The organism is Moorena bouillonii PNG, assembly GCF_001942495.1.
Lineage (GTDB): Bacteria > Cyanobacteriota > Cyanobacteriia > Cyanobacteriales > Coleofasciculaceae > Moorena > Moorena bouillonii.
In genome coordinates this window covers 7,423,231-7,443,759 of the sequence record NZ_MKZS01000001.1, presented here as the reverse complement: position 1 = coordinate 7,443,759, position 20,529 = coordinate 7,423,231, and the positions used below count along the sequence as shown (strand labels likewise).

Here is a 20,529-nt window from a genome sequence, read left to right as displayed (position 1 = left end):
AACTATTCTATGTCTGCTTTGAATCGCAATACTCGTCGTCGGCTCAATAAATTACAACAGACTTCCAGCGTGTGGGAGGGAGACCGCCGTCCCCTGTCAGTTATTGGTAACAATCATCAACAGCCGGATGGTGAGGGTCATAATGATTGCATTCTTTGGGTGGATGGCTCGGAAGGCATTGTCAGGGCAATGGATTTAGTATCACCAACCATGGGACCAGAAGCGATTGTTCGTGCCCTTATGCAAGCCATGGAACATCCCCAAAGCCCCGCCAGACCAGCACGACCCTCAAAGATTGTTGTTCGTAACCGAGAAATTCAGTTTTTTTTGCGAGGTGTCCTTCAAGGGTTAGACATTGGAATTGATTATGTACCCAATTTACCCTTGATTGACGAACTGTTTCGGGGATTTGAGGAAATGGCGGCTACTCGACAACCCCAGCTACCACCTAAGTATGCCGACCTACTTATAGAAAAAGCCTATGAAATTTGGCATGAAGCTGCTTGGGAAGTAGTGGCTGATCATCAGATTATCTCAATTGAATTAAATCGCTGGGATGTGGAAACCCTATACGTCTCAGTAATGGGTATGCTGGGTATGGAGTACGGCGTATTACTATATCGCTCCTGGGATTCCCTGAAACGGTTCCGATCATCAGTGCTGGCAGATGACTCGTGGGAAAAGATGGAACAAGCTTTCTTAGGGCAAGATTGCTTATTTTTAACCTTCGGGCGGTTTGGTGATGATACCGAAGATGAGGATGAAGAGGATGATATTGATTTAGCTGATTTTCCAGTATCAGAGATTGTACCTGGGTTTGGTACAGTCCATCCCTTGGAAGGAATGCGACCTTATCTTTATGAAGAAGAAGCGATCGCAATTTATGTTGCCCTAGAAGCCATTCAGCGATTTGTTCACGATTACCATGAGCAATTAGATGACGAAAACTTACCCAAGATTAGTAAGCGTTACCGCATTCCGGTACCCCTAGAAGCCAAATCTACAGTTAACGTTAAAGTTAACACCCATCCTGACCTGGCGGATGAGTTGTTAGAGATGGCAATTGAGTGCGAGGAAGATGATTTCGATACAGAGTCGATGACCATACCCTTACGGGATGACCTTGTGCCAAAGGATGCTTTCCTCAAGCTGGGCATGATGTCTTGGGAAACAATAGAATCCATTCGCTCTGGTGTCAAATCCTATCAGTCTCAGAATATCAAAGCAATCGGGGAAGGCATGCCAGTTATTTTGATTCAAACCACCCGACCAAAGGCACAAGTGTTGATAGAGCAGATCGAGACCGCTGGTGGACTCAAAGGGATTTGCTTTAATTCAGGGGAAGACCCCTTTGAAGGCACACGCTACGACCTCGGCATTATCCAAACAGAAAACAGCAGTCTTTATTTGTTAGGAGAGTTTTCTGAAACCGATACCAACCATGCTGCTGCCCGCCAGCAGTGGGAGGAGGGTTGTGAAAATCAGGGATATTGTGGTTTAGTTATTGCCAGAGGTCTAGCAGGAGCATCTCGGGGTAATCCCAAGCCTCGTGACATGATGGCCTTGTTTGAAGCGCGATCGCTCTCCACTACAGATTTGGGAATAGCAATCCTCAAGGCAGAACCCTCAATAACTGAGCCACCCTTCTGACCGAAAATCCTGAGGGCGCAAGCCCCTGAATTCTATTCATGGGTGCGACTCGTTAGCTATAAACCTTACCATATAAAGGTTTGGGGGATTAGCTGCCTGGTTCAATGAACCTTGACAACTTGATAACCATGGTGGTGAAAAACCACCCCTCGTGAAATCCGAGTGACAGCCTTACCCTGATTTATGAACCTAACAAACTCATAAATTGATGCAAGGGTCGAACAGTGAAGCACTACAAGCCAAAAAGTGGTGTTAGTAACAGGCAGAGGACTCATGGGTACAAAAGAAAGGTATGTCTGAATCATCGTCAGGAATGGGTAGCGAAATAGGCTGATACGCTACAGACAAACGTCACAGAATACGGTTATGAAATTCCATGATTTCATAAAGATTTCCCAATATATTCTCGGTGAACAGTACCACCCTAAAAGTCCAAAGAATGGTTATCAGGAACGAAGTAACCCTCATATGTACTCTCAAGAAGGTCGAACATCTTGAGTAGGTAGTTAGCCGCAAGTCATATGGGGTCGAGATTGAGTCAGAAGCTAACGCCTGGGGTAATGCCCAGGATATGCTGACGGACTCACGTTGTAGGAGAAGATATGGTTGTAAGTAGCAATGAATAAGTCTAAAACTCGGGGGTTCGCCCCACAGTCGGAATGGAAAAATGTCAACTGGCGTAAGCTGGAAATGACAGTTTTTAAGTTGCAAAAGCGATGCAGCGCGGTCTTGGGGGTTTCCCCCATGAGCGACTGCATCAAGACAACGAATATATCGAGCCTCTCAGCGTGGCGACGTTCACGTGGTAAGAAAGCTACAAAAGACTCTGATGAAATCCTGGTCAGCAAAAATGATTGCGGTCAGACGGGTTACTCAGGAGAATAAAGGTAAAAAGACTGCCGGAATAGATGGGGTCAAAGCTTTAACCAATAAGCAACGCCTCACCTTAGTAGCCAGCCTAAAAACTCCTATGAAAGCTCAACCAACCAGAAGGGTCTGGATTCCCAAACCCGGACGGACAGAAAAACGGCCTCTAGGTATCCCAACTATGTACGACCGCGCCCTACAGGCACTTACCAAACAGGCACTTGAACCTGAATGGGAAGCAAAATTTGAACCCAATTCCTATGGATTCAGACCAGGACGCTCATGTCATGATGCCATCGAAGCAATTTTCAAGGGTATTAATCAAAAACCTAAATGGGTACTTGATGCTGATATTGCTAAATGTTTCGACAAAATTAACCATGATGCACTTCTTTCAAAATTAAATACCTATCCATCCCTTAGACGAATAATCAGGTCTTGGTTAAGAGCCGGAGTGATAGATAACGGAACATTCTCATCTACGAATGAGGGTACTCCTCAGGGTGGAGTCATCTCTCCACTCTTGGCGAATATAGCCCTCCATGGAATGGAAGAACGAATTAAACATTATGCCGAAACCTTAAAAGGAAGTAAAATTTCCAATAAAAAGGCATTAAATCTAATTCGATACGCAGATGATTTTGTCATCATGCACAAAGACCGTACTGTGGTAGAAGAATGTCAAAGAATCATCAATGAATGGTTAAAAAACATGGGTCTGGAATTAAAACCAAGTAAAACCAGGATTACCTATACTCTTGATGGATTTGATTTCCTTGGATTCAACATCCGACAATATAAAACAGGTAAAAACCAGTCCAAACAAGGTTTTAAAACCATCATCAAACCATCAAAAGAGAAAATTCTGGAACATTATGGACAGCTCGCAGAAGTTATCAAACAACATAGAGCTGCCCCACAGGAGGCATTAATAAGCCACCTCAAACCCATTATACGTGGATGGTGTAACTACTACAGTGGAGTCTGTAGTAAAGAAACCTTTAACGATTTAGGGTTCATGCTCTGGAATAATCTCAAAAGATGGGGATATAGGAGACATCCCAATAAATCAAGAACCTGGGCAAACAAGAAATATTGGGGAACCAAAATAGAAAAGGCAGAAAAACCATGGGAATCTCCCAAGGTCGATAATTGGGTATTCATGACAAAGGAAGGTAACTACCTCCCAAAACATGCCAAAACAAAAATCATCAGGCACACAAAAGTCAGAGATACCAGAAGCCCCTATGATGGAGACCTAATTTATTGGAGTTTCAGAATGAGGAAACATCCTGAGATGACCAGTCAAAAGGGAAGGCTTTTGAAAAGGCAAGAAGGGTTTGAAGTTACCGTAAGATAGTGGAGCCTTTATAGTTGGTAGGTTATGCGTAAAAGGTTGAAGTCTGTTGTAGTAAGGCTCCACTATCTAAGGTTTCGTTTCCGGAAATGTACCCATTGTGGACTTACATTCAGGGATGGCGATTTATTGGAAAAACATCACATAATACCACGCGCTAAGGGTGGAAACGACCTAGATAAAAATTTAGAACTGTTACACCTACATTGCCATGACATCAAACATGGAACAAAAATCAACTCTAACGAGTTAGATGAAAATCCATTCTAGAGGTACCAATGTCAATGGTTCCTATAATGAGGAGCCGTATGATACGAAAGTGTCACGTACGGTTTTGAAGACGAGTCGGTGAGGCGACTCACCGGCTTAGTTTAATGGTTAGCCCGAACGGGAATTTATTCCCTAACTGTTCGGGGACTTTTAAATCTAGATTGTAGTCTATAATAGTAAGTAAAGTAAGAACCCAAGGAGGTGATACACGAGTGTTGGTCATGGAGTTCAAGGCTGTTCTCAAAGAGCTTCAAAGGTTGGCAATAAATGAAGCCATTAGAACGGCTCGCTTTGTCCGCAATAAAGTACTTCGGTACTGGATGGACAATCGTGGTACAGGGAAAAAAGAACTCTATCGTTACAACACTCAACTAAGAGACGAATTCAAGTTTGTCAGAGACCTCAACAGTCATGCTTGCCAAGCCTCTGTTGAGAACGTAGAACGCGCTATAAAACGTTTCTTTGATAACTGCAAAAATAAAATTCCTGGAAAGAAGGGTTATCCTCGTTTCAAGAAACATTCTAGGTCAGTGGAGTATAAGCAATCTGGATGGAAGTTATCCCCAGATAAGAAGTCCATAAAATTCACCGACAAGAAGGGTATCGGAAAAGTCAAGCTCAAGGGTACCTGGGACTTATGGAGATTCGAGCAGAAGCTAATAAAACGAGTTCGGATTGTCCAGAGAGCTGATGGCTATTATGTCCAGTTCTGTGTGAAAGTAGAGAACCAAGAACAACTAGAAGCCACTGGGTTTACTATTGGATTGGACGTTGGCTTAAAGGAGTTTTACACAGACTCTGATGGATACTCAGAACCTAACCCACGATTTTACCGAAAAGGGGAAAAACGTTTAAAGTTTTATCAACGTCGAGTTTCTCGAAAAAAGAAAGGCTCTGCTAACCGTAAAAAAGCAATTAATAGACTAGGTAGGACACACCTTAGAATAAGTAGGCAACGCCATGAGCACGCTAAGAGATTGGCGCGCTGCGTAATCCGGTCTAACGACCTGGTCGCCTATGAAGATTTGAGGGTTCGTAATATGGTTAAAAACCACTGTCTTGCCAAATCTATTAATGATGCAGGTTGGTATCAATTTCGAGAATGGTTGGAATATTTTGGTCTAAAGTTTGGCAGGATAACTGTTGCAGTGAACCCCGCCTACACGAGTCAAAGTTGTTCCAACTGTGGTGAAGTGGTTAAAAAGTCTCTATCAACTAGAACCCATATTTGTAAATGTGGCTGCCAGTTAGACAGAGACCACAACGCTGCCAAAAACATTTTAACGAGAGCCTTGAGTACGGTGGGGCACACCGGAACTTTTCGAAACGCTTGGGGAGAATTGGCCTCTACTCTTCTTGGTTATGACCTGGATGAGCAAGCTGACTCGTTGAACCAAGAATCCCCCTGATTCTATCAGTGGGGAGTGTCAACTTCTGATTGAGAGAATGATTGAGAGACTCCCCACCCAGAAGCCTGATCCGATCACGGGATAAGTAGACCAACAACACCACCATCCCCTGGGATTACTTCACCAATTTTACATGCATTTACCTGCTGTGAATTAAACGATGTTAGGGTTTCCTCAACCTGCTGTTGAGGAACAATCAGCACAAAACCAATCCCCATATTATAGGTATCAAACATTGCCTGAGGACTAACCTGACCTGTGTGAGCTAGCCACTGAAAAATTGGTGGAATCACCCAGCTGTTGGGATAAATCTGGACGGATTGTCCAGCACCCAGGCAACGAGGGAGGTTTTCTGGGATACCGCCGCCGGTAATGTGAGCCATACCGTGAATCTCGATACCAGCCCTACGAGCATCAAGTACCGGTTTCACGTAAATCTGAGTTGGTGTCAACAATTCCTCCCCTAAGCTTTTACCAGCTAACAATTCCGGAGTTATGTCCCAGGAAAGAGCGTTGTCTGGGGAATCCTGAACAATTTTCCGGATCAGACTAAAACCATTGCTGTGGACGCCCTGACTGGCCAAACCAATTGCCACATCTCCAATTTGCACTTGGGAACCGTCCAACATACGGCTCTTTTCCACAATTCCTACACAAAACCCTGCTAGGTCATACTCGGCGAGTTCGTAGAAACCAGGCATTTCTGCGGTTTCCCCTCCTAGTAAAGCACACCCAGCCAGACGACAACCTTGGGCAATACCGGCAACAACCTGAGTCAGTTGTTGTTGATTGAGCTTGCCAGTTGCTAAATAATCCAAGAAAAACAGGGGTTCCGCACCAACAGTCAAGACATCGTTGACGCACATGGCTACCAAATCCATGCCAACGGTGTCATGGCGGTTAAGGTCTTGAGCCAATTTGAGTTTAGTACCAACTCCATCAGTTCCAGATACCAACACTGGCTCAGTATATCCCACTGGCAGCTGAAAGCAACCACTAAAGCCACCCAGTCCACCTAATACTTCCGAACGGTGGGTACTTTTTACCAGGCTACGGATTTGCTTAACAAATCCTCGACCTGCTTCAATATCAACACCAGCGTCTCGATAATCCATGGGAACACACAAATGCTTTTGAGCTAGAAATGCAGGATGTATTTTACAGCGTAGCGTCGATCAAGACCTAGGGTGCAAATAGGGTGAGATCAGTAGTGTGTTGAGGAAGGTCGTGGTAAGCGCCGTGGTAAGCGCCGTGGTAAACGCCGTGGTAAACGCTGTGGTAAGTGCCCTTATATACCAGAATTGCTTGCACCTAGTCTGTATTCAAGTTTACTTTAGGTCGGAAATTTGTTGAAGCTGATTCATTAGTTATTTCACAGATCTTGATGGGATTGATAAGAATTAACTATTCTTGGAGTTACTTCACAAAAATTTAACAAAAGCTCTAACCACTAATATAACTTAGTTTGTGGTCAATCTACAACCGTCAATTTTGACAAGTTCTTGGTAACAGCTTCATAAAATGGGGATTCCACCATCAGAAACTTTATGGTAGTCTATTCCAGGTTTTTAGTTAAATCACTAATAACCATTTGTGAGGAAATAACCATTTGTGAGGAGTTAATGGGCAAGTTGAAGTTATGTTACTGCGTTTGTTGCAGCACCATAATGCCTAAAACTGCCAATTATCTTAGACTACAGACCTATGAATCAAAAAATTTGGGGTGGCATCACCGTTTCTGTGCTAACAACAGTTCTCGGTGCAACAATATCAATTCCTGTCTCATCCGCTGAGACAGTTACTCAGACTGTGACAGGAAATTCTGATGCTCAACTGGCAGAAGAATTGCCATCTAGCGCAACTGCAGCAATAGAAAAACTACCAGCTCAGCCAACACCAGAGTTTCAAGTGGCTGAGTTTCCAGAGCAACTGAGAACTGCTAAACCTGATGAAATCATTACCAATATTTATGCTTATGAACTTGCAGGACGTCAGGCAGCTACACTGTATGTCCGTAGTATTCCTGTTCTGACTTTCCTAGGTTCACAGGAAATCAATGCTGACCCTACCAAAGACATAGTTGCTACTGAGGTTGAAAAGATAGCAACTCCGTCTTCTGTTGCCCCAGGCAACGCTACGATATCGGATGCTAATGGGTCAGAAAATGACTCAATCCGGCGGGCTCAAGTGGTTGCTGCTCGGATCAATGAACTTCATGGCAACAATGTCAATGCTGAGTCAATCACTGTCCGTTGGAATGGTTCCTACAAAAGCTACAGCATTCAAGTAAATGGGCAAGAATTAGTCCAAGTTGATGAGAATACAATTCTGCCAGATACCACCAAAGACCTGGCTGAAGATGCTCTACAAGCTACTAATCGATTGCGACGGCTGATCGGTTATGCTCCCCCTCTCACAGAAATTGCGGACTTACCGCCAGCACCAAAACCACGAACAGTACAGAAAGTAGCTAGGAGTACCACTCGTCGGCGAGTAAGAAGTCAGATGAGGGGTATGGCTTCATGGTATGGTCCGGGTTTCCATGGCCGCCGCACTGCCAGTGGTGAGCGATTTAATCAATACGCCCTGACTGCTGCTCATCGTACCTTGCGGTTTGGGACTAGGGTGAGGGTGACTAACATGAGAAATGGTCGCTCCGTCATTGTGCGAATTAATGACCGTGGACCGCACAGCAGAAATCGCGTTATTGACCTTTCCAGAGCAGCAGCCCGAGTTATCGGAGTTGAAAGATCTGGCACTGCTGCTGTGCGTCTAGAGGTTTTATATTAACTTGAACGGTAATGGCTAATGGCTAATGGCTAATGGCTAATTGTAATCCAATTCCCAATTACCCATTACCAAAGGTGAAAAAAAATTTGTTGCAGGTAGACACGAGAATTAGTATTAGTATCATCCGTGTGCCTGCTTAAGATGAGCATTCAGCCTAGGGGGTTAGCTGAATGCTTATTGTTTAAGTGGATAGCCTAAGCGCAACTAAGCTGTGAGGCTTGTGACATACTGCTTCCGCACCTGTCAGCCATGCAAAGCGCGAGTGGGGGTTCCCCCCAAGACCGCACTGGCTCCCCAAGACCGTAATGGTGCGTTTGACCCGTAATTAAATTCGCCACGGGTCACACCTCTGCATCGCTTTTTCAGAAACTCCAACTTTAACTAAACTTTAAAAATCGATAAGTTGATTCCTGGCTTAGGTTTGAGCTTTTTTTTTTTTTAAAGTTAGCTAAATTCCGTTTTTTAAGGAGTACTAAAATTTAATTTATTACAGCCTGTTTTAGTCTAATGATGTACAATAACAGCAATGGGTAAACCAATTTTTAATATCTTTCAGAGAGACTTGCTCAAAAGCTTCATCAATTGCATCCACCAAGGAACGGATAATTCCTCGCTCCAATTGACCGTAGTATCGATTTAATCTTTGACCAAAGATGCTCAATCGGCGAAAAGTCTGGTGAATAGGGTGGCAAATAAATTAGACGAGCCCCTGCTGCCGTAATTAATTCTTCGATATTTTTGCTGGCCAAAAGGCCACGCTACGCGAACAAGTGAATTGAGCAATTATCCATAATGACAACAGCTTCATTCCAAAGTTTGGGAACTAATTTACAGGCAATAAATGCTTCAAATGTTAATCTATCCACTGCTCCCATCACCTCGGCTTTAGCAAGGATTTCTTTAAACCCTATAGCTCCAATCACAGAGACATTTTTTCCTCGGTGGTGAGGACGTTTTCCATGAGCTCTTTCTCCTTTTAGAGAGCGGGCTCGTAACCGAGTCATCCCCAGATTCACACCATTATCATCTATAAATATCAGGTTTTTCGCCAGAAACCCTTGAACTAACTGCCAAAACTCTACTCGCTTAATTTGCACTCGAGCACTCTCTTTTTTATCCGCATGAAAGGTTTTTTTTTAAGGTAAACTTAAGCTTTTTCAACATATTATATACTGTGGAGCGGCTGATCTGGACTCCCGAATCATGCTGCTAGTAGCTCTTTTAGTTCTTCCAAGGTGGCGTCGTTATGCTTTTCTACCAGACTACCCAGTACTGCCAGTTGTTCATCATTGAGTTTCGTTGGAGTTTGCTTTGTCCGAACTTTAGGAGCGATAGAGCCCGTCTCTCGATATTGTTTCAGTAATTTTTGAATAAAACTCAAAGCCACTCCAAACCGTTTGGCTAACTGCCGTTGAGAAATAGGTTCATTCTCATACACATTGATAATCTTATGACGTAAATCAATAGAATAAGGTCTCACTTCTTTCTTGGCTCGGCTCAAATTATAGTATCTTAATTATACCTCACTAGATCTGAAAAGGCTGTCTTCTAATATTTATAGAAATATTTGCTTAATATTGTAATATCAAACAAGTTTAGTTTAAGTATTTTTTTTGCAAGTTCGAGTGCTAAGCCAGCTTTATTTAGCACTGAAATGCCTGAAATCATAATGTTTTATCTACCTAAATATGAATCAAAAAAGTTGGAGTTGGATCACCGGTTCTTTGATAACAACAGTTTTGGGTACGTTGTTATCAACAGGTGCGACCCGTGGCGAATTAAATTCGCCTACGGAAAGCGCACCTATGATATTTCATCAGCTAAGGGCTTTGACTACACAGCTAAAGATAGCCCTGACTTACCACTGATGGCAGGGGGGAAATCTCCCACAATTCAAGATGCTGAAAAACTTTCAAGTCAACAAGTGCAGATGTTTGATGTTGCCGAGTTTCCAGCTCAATATAGAACTCTTGCTAGTTTAAGCTTACCAGCGCCTGAGCTAATCACTACTGACGGGATTCCAAAGTCACTTGAGAAGATAGCTTCTCCGGATTCTAATCTCCAAGGAAACGCTATGCTTATCGGCTATGCTTCTTCTCTCAACAAAAGCAGTGCTTCATCACAGACACTGCAACCACTAACAGTACCAACGATTTCAAGGCGTAGCCGTCGCCGAGTGCGATGGAGTGTAAGGGGGGTAGCTTCTTGGTATGGTTCAGCTTTTCATGGCAGGCGCACTGCTAGTGGCGAAAGATTCAATCAATATGCTCTGACTGCTGCTCATCGTACCTTGCAGTTTGGCACTAGAGTCAAAGTGACTAATCTCAGAAATGGTCGCTCCGTCATTGTCCGGATTAATGACCGTGGACCAAATGTCAGGGGTCGGATTATTGATTTGTCCAGAGGAGCTGCCAGAATAATTGGATTGGTCAGCTCTGGCACTGGGCCTGTGCATATAGAAATTCTTTATTGAATTAATTAGTTATTAGTCAAAAGAAATCTCCAGGAATTACTTGGCAATTCCTGGAGATTTATATTTATTAAGAGTATGTTGCTAACATCGATAAGAATGTGACATACTCCCACACGCTTATCAGAGATTACAGTGTGGGCTTCTTGCCAACTCCACCCAACGGTATCGGCTTTCGCCGACGCTGCGCGAACGGATACAAGGCCTTTGGCCACGCTACGCGAACGGCAAGCTTTATTGACGACACGGGATGCCCCTCCGCACCGGAACAATACAACTCGTTCTATTTTCAGTTAGTATTTGCAGTTAGTAGGTGGCGGTTAGCTCTTAATTTTATTACCCTACTATTTTCATTATAGACGGTAACAAACAAAGTATCAAAGTTCCTGTCCGCCATTCATCCCACGCCGATCTTCGGTGCGGACGTGGGGCATAAGCGCGGATGAATCTAAACTCTAGAGTCTTATGCACCTGTTTACAACAACTGCTGGATTACACTGCTACTTAGAACGTCAAGGTCCTGGCAAGGAAGTGGGTCTGGTAACCACTATGGGAGCCTTGCACAGCGGTCACTTAAGCTTAATTGAGCGGGCAAGACGAGAAAATTCTCTGGTCATTGTTAGCATTTTTGTTAATCCTCTTCAGTTTGCACCGACAGAGGATTTTCAGGAGTACCCCCGTGGATTGGCTCAGGATCAAGAACTTTGCCAACAGATTGGAGTTGATGCAATTTTTGCTCCCACTATAGACCAGTTGTATGGTGATAATTCAATGCCCACTGCGGACAAGGGTGATGAATTGACTCAAGTGATTCCACCCAAAACCATGACCTCTGTCCTATGTGCTGTCTCTCGTCCTGGTTTTTTTCAGGGTGTGGCAACTGTCGTAGTCAAGCTGTTGAATCTGGTACGACCAAACAGAGCCTATTTTGGTCAAAAGGATGCCCAACAGTTGGCAATCATCCAGCGTATGGTGGCAGATTTAAAGTTACCAGTGACCATTGTTCCTTGTCCGATTGTGCGGGAAAAGTCGGGACTGGCGTGTAGTTCTCGCAATCAATACCTGACACCAGAACAAAAAGCCCAAGCATCATTACTCTATCAAGGGTTGCGTAGTGCTCAGAAAGCGTTTCAAGGTGGATTATGCGATCGCATCAATCTGATTGAGAGGGTTAGGTCAGAATTAGCTGGAACCCAGGATATCCAGGTCGAGTATGTGGAATTAGTACATCCTGTTACTCTGACCCCCCTCGAACAGGTTGAAGAGCAAGGATTATTAGCGATCGCAGTTCACTTAGGTACAACTCGTTTAATTGACAATATACTCCTGTCCCACCGTAAACCGATTGTGGCCATTGATGGTCCGGCTGGAGCTGGAAAATCTACCGTTAGCCGTTTGGTAGCCAAAGAATTAGGATTGATGTATCTTGATACTGGTGCTATGTACCGGGCTGTGACATGGCGGGTGCTCAAAGCAGGTATTGACTTGGAGGATGAGCCTGCGATCGCAGAATTAGTCAGTAAGTGTACAATTAATCTGAGTAATAATCAACCAGGAGAGTCTGGGATTCAGGTGTGGGTTGATGGAGAAGAAGTTACCCAGGTCATTCGCTCACAGTCCGTTACTGCCAAAGTGTCTACAGTGGCTGCTTTGAGTTCAGTACGCCGTGAGTTACTCAAACAACAACAACGCTGGGGTCGTCAAGGAGGAGTAGTGGCTGAAGGTCGTGACATTGGCACCCATGTCTTTCCCAATGCAGAAGTCAAACTATTCTTAACAGCTTCTGTTCAAGAAAGGGCGCGTCGCCGTCAGCAAGACCTGAAAAACCAGGGGCAAGAGGTCAGCTTAGAACAGCTGGAGCAGGAGATTCAACAGCGTGACCTAAAGGACAGCACCCGTGCTGTAGCCCCCTTGCGCAAGGCAGCTGATGCTATTGAAGTACAAACCGATGGTATGAGTATTGCAGAAGTTACCGATTCTCTTGTCAATATCTACTATCAGCAATTGTCACCGGATGGCTGACCGCTAATGTTAAACAGACAATTAAACAGACAATTAGGCAACAGCTAGCCACCACTATATAAGATGATGGTTAGTTAAAGATGATAATTTACTTTCCTGGTATTTTGGCAGGAGCAAAGGAGACCAATTTTGGCAAAACGTGAGGGCTTATTCTGGTCGCGCAGTACATGGATTATAATTGCTGCTATTCTAAGTTGTATGGCTGGCTACACCTTGAAAACAAGTCGATGGGCTAACCAAAATATTGCTGCACTAATCACTAGGCAAATGCCACAGCAGCAAACTGACTCAAAGAAGGTTGAAACGTTAACTAAGCCGCCAGATAAAGGTTTGCAGCAAGGTATTGCTAAATGGGCAGAGCAAGAGAGAGGCAAGCAGATTAACTATGTTCCTCCGCAATTTCGGGGAAAATATATCGAGGACGTTGAGCTTAAAACTCCACAGAAAGTCATTGCCTTGACCTTTGACGATGGTCCTTGGCCGAAGATGACTAACGATGTGCTACACATCCTTAAAAAATATGATGTTAAGGCAACTTTCTTCGTGGTAGGGAGAAATGTTTATCTATATCCAGAAGAGCTTAAGAAAATTGTAGACCATGGTCATGCCCTTGGCAACCATAGTTGGAACCATAGTTATTACTATCATAATAGTTTAGCAGCTGCTAAGGAAATTGATAATACCACAGCAAGGATTTACAAAACTATTAACGTTAAGACCTCTTTGTTTAGACCCCCTGGGGGGATAATGAACAATGGCTTAGTGGCTTACGCCCGAAAAAAAAATTACGTGATTGTAAAATGGTCAGCTGACTCAGAGGATTACTCGGTAAACCAACGTCGGTTGACCTATAATGTTCTCCGCAGAGCCAAACCGGGAGGAATTGTGCTACTCCACGATGGTGGCGGCAATCGTGCCAAGACGATACGAGCTTTACCGGTAATTATTACTGAATTGAGAAAGCAAGGTTACCAGTTTGTGACTGTACCGGAATTGTTGGATATGGCACGAAAAGAGTTGGAGATAGCACAAAAAGAACAGAAGTGACATGTAATTACTTATCAACGGTTAACCGTTAGCTTTTGACAGTCAATGGTCAACTTTAAACCCATAAATAGGTAATCAGTTATGCTCAACTTGAGATTAACCTAACCTTGGAGGCTTTGATTGTTGACCTTAGTATGCTTTATTAAATTTACCGCCAAAATGGCGACATAGCTTTCTGAAATTTAGTTATCCTATTCGATAAGTTATCTACCCAAATTAACCTAGCAAACCGAGATTGAAATCTTCAACCAAAACAATACTGTTAACTGTTGATAAGTTAACGGTTAACTGATCATGACTTACCCAAAGTTCATGACTTACCCAAAACTTGGTACCAAACGCGCTTATGTAGTTATGGTGTAGTTATCTAGTAGGGTGCCTTAATAATGCACCCTAGAAGTAGATTGAATGCGTAAGTCCTGCTCTTGTTATGGTCTACAACCTTCCTTGTGGTTGTAGCAGGGCATACCTGTGACACCCAAGATCAAAAGTCAAGGTTCATCCTTCCTGCAATTGGGTATTAATTTCTGCTGTCTATCTAGTTTACCAGATAAGAAATCGGCTAATCCAACATTGGAAAGACTATAAATTATGAACAATGACAATCAAGAAATAAATTCAATGACTATCGAAGATCTCAATAACTTCGAGCCAATTAGCTTTGATTTAAGTGAGGAAGATATCAAATCCATTAAAGGCAGTAGAAGACTCAGTATCAAATCACCTCCAGACAAGGCTGATCATGGATTTAAATTGCAGATTTATCCACCACCCCCACCAGGGTGTAACTATCATCCAAGCCCCTATGGTCTCACACTTGATTGCGATTGCTTTAAAATACGCATTATGGCATTTCCTGGCGATGAAGAGATGTTATTCCCAGAAATTTAGATATCTAACAACTTCATCATTCATTTATACCAAATCCAAGTTTAATATCGTCATAATAAAATCAGCGCGGATTTGGTATTAACCTGTCTGAAAATAGGTAAACTATTTCATAGTAATGCTTAATGGTAATACTTAGCAATTAACAGCCATAGATACTCATAAAGTTGCTATTATTAGTTAATAAAATTAATTAATTTTAAATAATTAAACAGCTTTTAATTGACTGTTAATAGTCAGCAGTTAAGGGTCAAGAGTTAACAAAAATACAGTCATGAGCTCTATCAGCGAATTAGCGATCGCATATATTGAAGGTTATAAAAATCAGACTTTTGAGAATTATACTAATCTTCTGACCGAAGCATGTCAGATTCACTAACCTCCCCATGGCATGGCATGGGGAGGTGATTTGTATCGCCAGTGCGCTCGTCATCGAGAGTGGTTTGCTAACTCTCTAATTATCAATGCACCGGAATAAGGCAAGGGTTCTCAAGAGGCTTGGCAATTATCCCAGTGCATCCAAAACCAGGATTTTACTAGGTTAGGTCGTAATCACTCCATCGACGAGTCCCGCCACTCAAAGATGTTTGTTACCTTGCTTAATATTCTCTTTCCCAGGTTAAAGGTTGAAGGTTAAAGGTGATCAAACCAACCTTCAACCTTCTAACCTGCAACTGGTAACCCAATCCAACCTGGAACCTTTAACCTTTAACTGCTTTAGCCTACTGTCGAAGAAACTAACTCCCGTTCTTCTACCACATCAGGATTGGCTTGAGGAGTATCCGCCTCAGAAGGGGGTACCACTTGCCAGAATTTGGGCAGATATTCAGACCAGTTGTCCAGAATCATCTGGGCTTTCGGGCTACCAGTCCGAGTGGCATGGTCTTTAATTAAGCCTTTCAACTGTTGCTCTCCAGCGGCTGAAATTACCCGTTGAATCTTGACATCCTGGTTCACTTTGGCCGGAAAACTATCCTCTTCATCTAGGAAGTAGGCTAAACCACCAGTCATACCAGCACCGACATTACGTCCCACTTTCCCTAAGACTACAATTACACCACCAGTCATGTATTCACAGCAGTGATCACCAGCTGCCTCAATCACAGCATAGCCTTTGGAGTTGCGCACACCAAACCGCTCACCAGCACCGCCATGGGCAAATAATGTTCCGCCAGTGGCACCGTAGAGGCAGGTATTACCTACAATTACATTGTTAGCTGGGTCATAGGTGGCATCAGCCGGTGGTTTGATAATAATTTCACCACCATGCATCCCTTTGCCTACATAGTCATTCGCTTCACCAGTTAAAATCAAGGTCATACTAGGCAGGTTAAAGGCACCAAAGCTTTGACCCGCAGCCCCCTTGAAGTTCAGAGTAATGTGTCCATCAAAACCACTGTTACCATACTGCTTGGCAATTACCCCAGCAATACGAGTCCCTACAGTACGGTCAGTGTTGACAATGTCAACATCTTTAGTCACAGACCCATGGTTTTGAATAGCATTCGTCAGGTCAGCGTCAGCCAGGAGTTGATCATCTAGCACTGGTCCGTTGCTGTGGACATCGTTATGGTTGAGCCAACTGCGGTCTGTGCGAGTATCAGGCAGCTGAGTCAGACAATCTAGATTCAACATAGATGTCTTAGTCAACTCAAGGCCCTCCCGAACTTTGAGTAGATCAGCCCGACCAATGATATCCTTTAAAGAACGGTAACCTAGTTTGGCAAGAAGCGATCGCACTTCCTGAGCCACAAAGTAGAAGAAGTTGACCACGTGGCCTGGAACCCCGGTAAAGCGCTGGCGCAGGCGTTCTTGCTGAGTAGCAACCCCTACAGGACATTGATTGGTATGGCAAATCCGTGCCATAATGCAACCTTCAGCAATCATCGATACCGAACCGAAACCGTACTCTTGTCCTCCCATCAAGGCAGCCATCAGTACGTCCCAACCAGTTTTTAAGCCACCATCTACCCGCAGCAAAACGCGATCGCGTAGTTGGTTTTCCATCAAGATCCGATGTACTTCAGTTACTCCCAGTTCCCAAGGCGCTCCAGCGTGCTTAATCGAACTCAGGGGAGATGCTCCAGTACCCCCATCATGACCAGAAATTTGGATTACATCCGCATTAGCTTTAGCTACCCCAGCCGCAACAGTTCCAATCCCAATTTCTGCCACCAACTTCACAGATACCTTAGCTTGAGGGTTAATCTGATGCAAATCAAAAATCAGCTGCGCTAGGTCTTCAATGGAATAGATATCATGATGGGGTGGTGGGGAAATTAGGGTTACTCCTGGCTTGGAACGCCGCAGCTTAGCAATGTAGGGACTAACCTTCTTACCTGGTAACTGACCCCCTTCCCCTGGCTTAGCACCTTGAGCAATCTTAATTTCTAACTGCTTCCCACTCATCAGGTACTCTGGTGTTACTCCAAAGCGACCAGATGCTACTTGTTTAACCGCAGAGGAAGCAACATCCCCATTACGTAATCCCTTTAAGTGAGGTAGAGTCTGAGAATGACCAGTCTGATCCACATCATTCAGAATGCTGAAGCGCACTGGGTCTTCTCCCCCTTCACCACTGTTGGATTTACCGCCAATCCGGTTCATAGCAATAGCTAGAGTTTCGTGAGCTTCTCGGGATAGAGAGCCTAGGGACATTGCTCCGGTACAGAAGCGCTTGACAATTTCCTCAACAGGTTCTACTTCCTCAATCGGAATAGTAGGTTGGTCGCTGTTGAAGTCCAACAAATCTCGTAGTGCAGTTGCTGGACGCTCTTCCAACAGTTTCCGATACACATCGTAGTGGTCGTAAGCTTCTTTGTTAGCGTCAAGGCTTGAAGGTTTAACCTGCAACTTGCTAACTTCCAACTCTTTGTGATTTTTACCGTTACCATTCTTAGAGGATTGGTCACGGACGAAAGAGGAAACCGCCTTGTGTAGGGCTTTAGCCATTTCAGGGCTGTTCATGTGATACTCGCCCCGAGGACGGTAATTGATAAAGCCAAAGTTTTCCAGTTTCTTAGCTGTCAGGGGGAAAGCCCGCTTGTGAAACTCCATCACTTCCTGAGCTAAATCAGCAATACTCAAACCTCCCAGCCGAGATGTAGTTCCCTTAAAGGCTAGTGCCAATAAATCCCCACCAATGCCAATTGCTTCAAAAATCTGAGCGCCATGGTAAGACGATAATAGGGAAATTCCCATCTTAGATAGGATTTTCAATAAACCTGCTTGTACCGCCTTGCGATAATTTTTCTGAGCTTGGTCTATAGTCAGGCTTTCCAGTTTCCCCTGGCCCATCAATTTCTGAGTCTTAGGATTAGCCCACCAATTCCGTACCGATTCCCAAGCCAAATAAGGACAAACTGCTGATGCACCATAACCAATTAAGCAAGCATAGTGATGAGTACTCCAGCATTGAGCCGTTTCCACAATAATAGATGCCTTCATCCTTAATCCTTGAGAGATCAGGTGGTGGTGAACCGCACCTATAGCCAACATCGGTGGAATATAGGAGTAGTTTTCAGAAAGCCCTCCAGCAGTTTTATCACTCAAAATCAGAATCGTTTTACCAGCCCTTACCGACTCAGCCGCTTGGTCACACAGACGATTCACAGCTACGTCTAGCCCCCCTGGACCAGTAGCAATTTCAAATAGAGTAGAGAGTTCAGCCGTCTCAAACCCTGAGGCTTTCACCACTGCCAACTCCGCCTCATTGAGTACTGGGGTTTCCAGCTTTAACAACTGGGCGTACTCCGGCTTAGCTTCTAATATATTCCCTCGCTCACCCAGCTCTACACTCAACGACATCACCAAACTTTCCCGTAGAGGATCAATGGGTGGGTTAGTGACCTGGGCAAAGCGTTGTTTGAAATAGTCATAGAGTAGCCGAGGCTTATTGGAGAGTACCGCCAAGGGAATATCATCTCCCATACAGAAAGTAGGTTCTTTCCCCTGGGTGCTCATCGGCTGGATGATCATCTCCACATCCTCAGCAGTGTAGCCAAAAGCGGTCTGCTGACCCAGTAACTTAGCCGCCTCTTGTTCAGGAGCCTCAGTAAAGGGTTGGGGTTCCAATTTTACACGGTACTGCTTCAGCCACTGACCATAGGGTTGTTGAGCCGCTACCCGTTGCTTGATATCCCAGTTTTTTAGAATTTCGTTGCTTTCCAGGTCAACAGCAATCATTTGCCCTGGTCCGAGTCTGCCCTTTTCCACAATCTCGGATTCTGGCAAGTCCACTACCCCCACTTCTGATGCCACCACCACATAGCCATCCCGGGTAATGCTATAACGAGCCGGTCGTAATCCATTTCGGTCTAGGCTGGCTCCCACTGTTTTCCCATCACTGAATACTAATAGCGCTGGACCATCCCAAGCTTCCTGAATTCCACTGTAGTATTCATAAAAATCAACAATTTCCGGATAGTTATCCAAATCCGGCTGATTTTGGTAAGCCTCCGGCACCATGATCATTAATCCGGTCAGAGGACTGCGTCCAGATTGCACCAGTAATTCAAATACATTATCTAGGATGGCTGAGTCACTGTTTTCTGGATTGATAATAGGCTTGATCTCATCTAAGGAGTTATTTGGTTTAAGGTTAGTTTGAGAACCTTTAACCTTCAACCCTTTTTCCCAAACTGGATGAGCCAAGTCAGCCTCCCGGGCTATCATCCAGTTGACATTACCCAACAGAGTGTTAATCTCACCATTATGTCCCAACAACCGCATCGGTTGAGCAAGGGGCCACTTGGGCATAGTATTGGTGCTAAAGCGTCGGTGATAGACAGCAAACCCACTCTGGTAATCAGGATTTTTTAAGTCTAAGTAAAACTCTCCAAGTATCGCTGAGCGCACCATGCCTTTGTAGACAATCGTGCGACTGGAAAAAGAGCAAAAATACCAATCTTCAGGCACTCGGATGGTACTCTGAGATTTTAGTGCCTTAGCAATGCGACAGCGAGTTTTGAACAGCAAACGCTCCAGTTCATCTCCTATCTCCCCTTCAGAAGCTACGATCAACTGTTCCATATGGGGTTGATTAGCTTTCGCTTGGATACCCAGGATCTCTGAACATACTGGTACCACACGCCAGCCTAAAACCTTTAAGCCTTCTTGAGCAAGGACTTCCTCAACAATGGACTTACCTTGGCTAACCAAGCTCTTATCCTGAGGCAAGAATACCATCCCAACTCCCAACTGTTCCGTAGGAGGCTGGTCAATGCCTTGTTCAGTGAACCATTTTTCCAACAGTTTCCAGGGAATAGCAGTCAATAAGCCTGCACCATCCCCTGAATCTTGGTCAGCACTACACCCACCCCGGTGTTCTAGACAACCCAGTGCCACTAGAGCTTGTTCAATCAATTTATGAGTAGCGATACCCTGCCCAGACGCAATAAAGCCAACTCCACAGGCATCTCGTTCCTCCACCAACCAACGTTGACCTGGATACGGTATCCTTGTGTGATACTGTTGTAGATCTTCCTGGTTTTTCTGATTATCGATATTATTCATCCAATTATTATTCACGGTGTTTAGTGATGCTTTCATTACAGACTGAGGACTATTAACCTAGTAGCAGTGACCTATAGACTGCTACTAGGCTGAAAAAATCAACAATGATTTACCATCAATGGTGAGCCAGAAGTTGGTTGGGTCTAATCCCGATTCCCTCGGTTGAACAATCTATCAAGCTTTTTTCCCTTAGAAACTCCTATCCTGAGTATCCAATGAAATCTGGTCAGCTGCTGACACAAAAG

General features: G+C 44.2%; 10 protein-coding genes and 3 pseudogenes. 10 read left to right on the top strand and 3 right to left on the bottom strand.

What is annotated here, in order from left to right; all coding sequences use genetic code 11:
- The first annotated feature begins 9 nt into the window (after positions 1-9).
- The 4 genes and pseudogenes from BJP37_RS30325 to BJP37_RS30310 all read left to right on the top strand — a co-directional run bounded on the left by BJP37_RS30325 (position 10) and on the right by BJP37_RS30310 (position 5,553).
- Positions 10-1,650 carry a DUF6930 domain-containing protein gene (locus BJP37_RS30325; protein ID WP_075904484.1) on the top strand — a complete coding sequence of 547 codons (1,641 nt, stop codon included), beginning with the start codon at positions 10-12 and terminating at the stop codon, positions 1,648-1,650.
- 618 nt (positions 1,651-2,268) lie between these two features.
- Positions 2,269-3,856 (top strand): annotated as a pseudogene (gene ltrA / locus BJP37_RS30320) (group II intron reverse transcriptase/maturase); the annotation flags it as partial.
- A gap of 105 nt (positions 3,857-3,961) precedes the next feature.
- Positions 3,962-4,144 (top strand): annotated as a pseudogene (locus BJP37_RS30315) (HNH endonuclease); the annotation flags it as partial.
- Between the two features lie 212 nt (positions 4,145-4,356).
- A complete protein-coding gene (locus tag BJP37_RS30310) occupies positions 4,357-5,553 on the top strand; it encodes an RNA-guided endonuclease InsQ/TnpB family protein (RefSeq protein WP_075904480.1) in 1,197 nt (398 codons plus the stop codon).
- 74 nt (positions 5,554-5,627) lie between these two features.
- Here BJP37_RS30310 and purM read toward each other — a convergent pair whose 3' ends face one another.
- Positions 5,628-6,668, bottom strand: a complete 1,041-nt coding sequence (gene purM / locus BJP37_RS30305) for a phosphoribosylformylglycinamidine cyclo-ligase (RefSeq protein ID WP_075904478.1) — start codon at positions 6,666-6,668, stop codon at positions 5,628-5,630.
- Between the two features lie 589 nt (positions 6,669-7,257).
- Between purM and BJP37_RS30300 the strand changes: the two genes are divergently transcribed.
- Positions 7,258-8,343, top strand: coding sequence for a septal ring lytic transglycosylase RlpA family protein (locus tag BJP37_RS30300; RefSeq protein WP_075904476.1), 1,086 nt, complete (start codon positions 7,258-7,260; stop codon positions 8,341-8,343).
- Positions 8,344-8,842: 499 nt separating this feature from the next.
- Here the strand turns inward: BJP37_RS30300 and BJP37_RS35055 are convergent.
- Positions 8,843-9,823, bottom strand: a pseudogene (locus BJP37_RS35055) (IS630 family transposase).
- Between the two features lie 174 nt (positions 9,824-9,997).
- Between BJP37_RS35055 and BJP37_RS35050 the strand changes: the two are divergent.
- The 5 genes from BJP37_RS35050 to BJP37_RS30270 all read left to right on the top strand — a co-directional run bounded on the left by BJP37_RS35050 (position 9,998) and on the right by BJP37_RS30270 (position 14,773).
- Positions 9,998-10,816, top strand: coding sequence for a septal ring lytic transglycosylase RlpA family protein (locus BJP37_RS35050; RefSeq protein WP_081431382.1), 819 nt, complete (start codon positions 9,998-10,000; stop codon positions 10,814-10,816).
- Positions 10,817-10,914: 98 nt separating this feature from the next.
- Positions 10,915-11,172 (top strand): hypothetical protein, encoded by a 258-nt coding sequence (locus BJP37_RS37810; RefSeq protein WP_143727868.1) that lies wholly within the window; start codon positions 10,915-10,917, stop codon positions 11,170-11,172.
- A gap of 106 nt (positions 11,173-11,278) precedes the next feature.
- Complete coding sequence (locus BJP37_RS30280; protein WP_075904474.1) at positions 11,279-12,835, top strand: bifunctional pantoate--beta-alanine ligase/(d)CMP kinase; 1,557 nt, start codon at positions 11,279-11,281, stop codon at positions 12,833-12,835.
- A 129-nt stretch (positions 12,836-12,964) separates the two neighbouring features.
- Positions 12,965-13,882, top strand: a complete 918-nt coding sequence (locus tag BJP37_RS30275) for a polysaccharide deacetylase family protein (RefSeq protein WP_229415498.1) — start codon at positions 12,965-12,967, stop codon at positions 13,880-13,882.
- Positions 13,883-14,503: 621 nt separating this feature from the next.
- Complete coding sequence (locus tag BJP37_RS30270) at positions 14,504-14,773, top strand: hypothetical protein (RefSeq protein WP_143727867.1); 270 nt, start codon at positions 14,504-14,506, stop codon at positions 14,771-14,773.
- Between the two features lie 714 nt (positions 14,774-15,487).
- On the opposite strand, the gene BJP37_RS30265 is transcribed toward BJP37_RS30270, so the two are convergent.
- Positions 15,488-20,284, bottom strand: coding sequence for a glutamate synthase-related protein (locus BJP37_RS30265; protein WP_075906612.1), 4,797 nt, complete (start codon positions 20,282-20,284; stop codon positions 15,488-15,490).
- Positions 20,285-20,529: the final 245 nt, after the last annotated feature.